3 protein-coding genes are annotated in these 4032 nt (G+C 74.1%); 1 reads left to right on the top strand and 2 read right to left on the bottom strand.

The annotated features are described in order from the left end of the window. Nucleotides 1-525, top strand: a 525-nt coding sequence (locus GT042_RS36345) for an NAD-dependent epimerase/dehydratase family protein (RefSeq protein WP_345944051.1), incomplete at its 5' end; no start/stop codon positions are given. A 115-nt stretch (nucleotides 526-640) separates the two neighbouring features. Here the strand turns inward: GT042_RS36345 and GT042_RS36340 are convergent. Together GT042_RS36340 and GT042_RS36335 are read right to left on the bottom strand one after the other, a co-directional pair. Then, nucleotides 641-2422 (bottom strand): ABC transporter ATP-binding protein, encoded by a 1782-nt coding sequence (locus tag GT042_RS36340; RefSeq protein WP_161312935.1) that lies wholly within the window; start codon nucleotides 2420-2422, stop codon nucleotides 641-643. Beyond that, the coding region (locus GT042_RS36335) for an ABC transporter ATP-binding protein (protein ID WP_161312934.1) at nucleotides 2419-4032 on the bottom strand (1614 nt) is incomplete at its 5' end. The genes GT042_RS36340 and GT042_RS36335, both read right to left, overlap by 4 nt.

Below are 4032 nucleotides of genomic sequence, written 5' to 3'. Positions count from 1 at the left end.
CACGCCCCCGGCCCCGCGAGGCGGCTCGCGACCGCGCAGGCCACGACCGCTCTCGCGGACCGCGGCGTGCGCTCGTCGGTCGTACGGCTGGCTCCGACCGTCTACGGCGACGGGGATCAGGGCTTCCTCGCCACGCTGGTCGCCATCGCCCGTGAGAGGGGCGTCTCCGGCTACATCGGCGACGGCGCCCAGCGCTGGCCCGCCGTGCACCGCGCCGACGCCGCGCACCTCTTCCACCTGGCGCTGGAGAACGCCCCGGCGGGCTCCACCCTGCACGCCGTCGCCGACGAGGGCGTGCCGATCAAGGCCGTCGCCGAGGTGATCGGGCGCCACCTGGGCCTGCCCATTGTCTCGGTCCCCCCGGACGAGGCGGCCGGGCACTTCTCCTGGATGGCCCCGTTCCTCGGCCTGGACACCCCCACCTCTGCCGCCCACACGCGGGACCGACTGAACTGGCACCCGACCCACCCCGGCCTCCTCGAAGACCTGGACGAGGGCCACTACTTCACCCCCGCGACCACCTGACACGTCCCCGGCCCGCAGTAGGCACGATCAAGCCTGTCCGGCGCTTGAGGACAACAGCCCGGCAGCCAGGCCGGGCGCGCGCGCCGCCGCGTTCCGGCGGACGAGCAGGCGGCGCTCAGCCATGCCACGACCGCCACAGCGCCGCATACGCCCCGTCCGCCGCCACCAGCTCGTCATGGCTGCCCAGTTCGCTGATCCGGCCCTCCTCGACCACCGCGATGACGTCCGCGTCGTGCGCGGTGTGCAGGCGGTGGGCGATCGCCACGACCGTACGGCCGTCCAGCACCCGGGCCAGCGAGCGCTCCAGATGGCGGGCCGCCCGTGGGTCCAGCAGGGAGGTCGCCTCGTCCAGGACCAGCGTGTGCGGGTCCGCCAGGACGAGGCGGGCCAGGGCCACCTGCTGGGCCTGGGCCGGGGTCAGCGTCGTACTGCCGGACCCGACCTCCGTGTCCAGGCCCGCGTCGAGCCCCCGCGCCCAGGCCTCCGCGTCGACCGCGCCCAGCGCCGCCCACAGCTCGGTGTCGGTCGCGTCCGTGCGGGCCAGCAGCAGGTTGTCGCGCAACGTCCCGACAAACACGTGGTGTTCCTGGTTGACCAGCGCCACATGCCGCCGCACCCGCTCGGCCGGCATCCGGGACAGCTCCGCCCCGCCGAGCGTGACACTGCCGGTCCGGGGCCCGTAGATGCCCGCGAGCAGCCGCCCCAGCGTGGACTTTCCGGCCCCCGAGGGGCCGACCAGCGCGAGCCGGGTGCCCGGCCGGACGTCCAGTGTCACCTGGTGCAGGACGTCCACCCCCGCCCGGTACCCGAAGCGCACCTCGTCCGCGCTGACGGTCCTGCCGTCCGGGACGACCGACTCGTCGCCCCCGTCCGGCTCGATGTCCCGCACGCCGACCAGCCGCGCGATCGACACCTGGGCGACCTGGAGTTCGTCGTACCACCGCAGGATCAGCCCGACCGGCTCCACCAGCATCTGGGACAGCAGCGCGCCCGTGGTCAGCTGCCCGACGGTGATCCAGTCCTGGAGGACGAAGACCCCGCCGATCATCAGGACGGACAGGAAGATCGTCGTATGGGTGAGGTTGATGACGGGGAAGAGCACCGACCGCAGCCAGAGCGTGTACCGCTCCCACGCCGTCCACTCCTTGACCCGCTGCTCCGAGAGGGCGACGCGGCGCGCGCCGAGGCGGTGCGCCTCGATCGTCCGGCCCGCGTCGACGGTCTCCGCGAGCATCGCGGCGACCGCGGCGTACCCGGCGGCCTCCGAACGGTACGCGGACGGCGCCCGTTTGAAGTACCAGCGGCAGCCCGCCACCACCAGCGGCACCGCGACCAGCACCGCGAGCGCCAGCGGCGGCGCGGTGACCGTCAGCGCGCCGAGCAGCAGCGCCGCCCACACGACACCGATCGCGAGCTGCGGTACGGCCTCCCGCATGGCGTTCGCCAGCCGGTCGATGTCGGTGGTGATCCGGGACAGCAGATCGCCCGTCCCGGCCCGCTCCAGCACGCCCGGCGGCAGCCCGACCGCCCTGACGAGGAAGTCCTCCCGCAGATCGGCGAGCATCTCCTCACCCAGCATCGCCCCGCGCAGCCGTACCAGCCGGGTGAAGACCGTCTGGACGGTCAGCGCCACCGCGAACACCACGGCGACGCGCTCCAGGTGCAGCTCGCGCGCCCCCTCGGAGAGATCCTCGACCAGCGAGCCGAGCAGGTACGGGCCGACCATCGACGCGACGACCGCGACCGCGTTGACCGTGACGAGCAGGACGAACGCCCGGCGGTGGCGCCGCAGCAGCTCCCGCACATAGGCCCGTACCGTCGCGGGCGTCCCGACGGGCAGGGTGGTCGCCGATTCCGGTGCCGCCGGGTCGAACGCCGGGGGAGACAGGCCGATCATGCCGATTCCTCGATCTCTTCCCGGGCCCGCACGGACGCCGGCGTCAACTCGTCAGGTACGGAGAGCTCTTCGCTTTCCGGCTCCGTCTCGCGGGTCACGACCGCGCGGTACCGCGCGTCGGTCCGCACCAGCTCACGGTGGCCGCCCACCGCGGCGACCGCCCCCTCGTGGACGAACACCACGCGGTCCGCGCTGTCCAGCAGCAGCGGCGAGGACGCGAACACGATCGTCGTACGACCCGCCCGCAACTCCTTGACGCCCTGCGCGATCCGGGCCTCCGTGTGCGAGTCCACGGCGGACGTCGGCTCGTCCAGGACGAGCACCTCCGGGTCCGTGACCAGCGAACGGGCCAGCGCGAGCCGCTGGCGCTGACCGCCGGACAGCGAGCGCCCGCGCTCGGTGATGCGCGACGACATCGGGTCGCCGCTGCCGTCCACGGACGCCTGCGCGAGCGCGTCCAGCACGTCCGCGCACTGCGCGGCCTCCAGCGCCTTCCCGGCGTCGACCGCGCCGGAGGCCGGCACGTCCAGCAGCTCGGTGAGCGTGCCCGACAGCAGCACCGGATCCTTGTCCTGTACGAGCACACTGGCCCGCGCCGCGTCGAGCGGGAGGTCGTCCAGCGCCACCCCGCCGAGCAGCACCGACGGGCTCTTCTCCTCCTCGGCCGCGTGCCCGCCCAGGCGTTCGGCGAGCAGCCCCGCCGCGTCCGGGTCGCCGCACACCACGGCGGTCAGCAGACCCGCCGGGGCGAGCAGCCCGGTCGCGGGGTCGTAGAGGTCCCCGGTCGGCCGCGCGTCGTCCAGGCCGCCGCGCTCGTCGTCGTACGACGTCCGCTCCAGCGACAGCACCCGCGCCGCGCGCTTCGCGGAGGGCCGCGAGAAGGAGTACGCCATGGCGATCTCCTCGAACTGGCCCAGCGGGAAGAGCAGCAGCGTCACCGCGCTGTAGACGGTCACCAGCCCGCCGATGCCGATCCGCCCGTCCAGCGCGAGGTGCGCGCCGTACCAGACCACCGAGATCAGCAGGATGCCCGGCAGCAGGACCTGGACGGCCGAGATCAGCGACCACATCCGCGCGCTGCGGACGGCGGCCCTCCTGACCTCCTGGGACGCGGCGCGGTAGCGCCCGAGGAACAGCTCCTCGCCGCCGATGCCGCGCAGGACCCGCAGTCCGGCGACGGTGTCCGAGGCCAGTTCGGTGGCCTTGCCCCCCTTCTCGCGCTGGATGTCGGCGCGTTGGGTGGCCACGGGGAGCAGCGGCAGGACGGCCAGCGCGAGCACCGGCACCCCGGCGGCGACGATCCAGCCCAGCTCGGGCAGGTAGAGCGTCAGCCCCACGCAGATCAGGATGATCGCGAGGGCGGCGGCCAGGAAGCGCGAGAGCGCCTCCACGAACCAGCCGATCTTCTCGACGTCCCCTGTGGAGACCGCCACGACCTCCCCGGCGGCGACCCGGCGGGTCAGCGCCGAGCCCAGGTCGGCGGTCCTGCGGGCGAGCAGCTGCTGGACGCGCGCGGCGGCGGTGATCCAGTTGGTGACGGCGGTGCGGTGCAGCATCGTGTCGCCGAGGGCGATGGCGGCGCCGCACAGCGCGATGAGGCCGCCGGCCCA

It is taken from the genome of Streptomyces sp. SID3212 (assembly GCF_009865405.1).
GTDB lineage: Bacteria > Actinomycetota > Actinomycetes > Streptomycetales > Streptomycetaceae > Streptomyces.
Note: the sequence above shows the minus strand (reverse complement) of the source record. Positions and strands in the feature narration are given on the sequence as shown.

Excerpts from the sequence above, each read along its gene's own strand:
- GT042_RS36340 (WP_161312935.1), bottom strand. The coding sequence starts at position 2,422 with ATGATCGGCCTGTCTCCCCCGGCGTTCGACCCGGCGGCACCGGAATCG.